2 pseudogenes are annotated in these 540 nt (G+C 46.7%); both read left to right on the top strand.

Annotated elements, in window-relative coordinates:
- Positions 1-196, top strand: a pseudogene (locus ACTHUR_RS17480) (RNA ligase family protein); the annotation flags it as partial.
- Positions 197-228: 32 nt separating this feature from the next.
- Positions 229-540, top strand: a pseudogene (locus ACTHUR_RS17475) (poly(A) polymerase); the annotation flags it as partial.

The following is a 540-nucleotide window of genomic DNA, read 5'->3' as shown; positions in this document are numbered from 1 at the left end:
TATCCGGAACGCCGATGATTTTGCCACCAACAACGGCAATCTGCCTGTTCAATCCAATGAATTCGACAATCTTTTCAAATTGGTGCGAGCCAAACACGTTAAAACCGACGTTCATTGGACGAAAACTTGGAAGCCTGCCCGTCTTATCGATTACGACAAATACCATTGGCAAAGCTGGCAGTTTCAGACGGCCTGAAGTCCAATTATCCAATAATAAGAAAGACAATTATGTGGACATTCCCATATTACATACCCGGTCAACTTCCTGATTGGCAAGCCTTAGAACGTCGTTTCAGCTGGTTTGCCGATATGAAGGACGTTCCGCAAGACCCTGAGTGGCATGCCGAAGGCGATGTATTTACGCATACCAAAATGGTATGCGAAGCCCTTTTACAATTGCCCGAGTTTCAAGCGCTTGATGGACAGGAGCAGCATATTCTGTTTGCTGCCGCCATGCTGCATGATGTGGAAAAACGCAGTACGACCAAGCGTGAAATAGAAAACGGCAAAGAGCGTCTCGTTTCGCCGCATCACGCAAAA

The sequence above is a fragment of the Neisseria sp. P0021.S007 genome (assembly GCF_051956855.1).
Note: the sequence above shows the minus strand (reverse complement) of the source record. Positions and strands in the feature narration are given on the sequence as shown.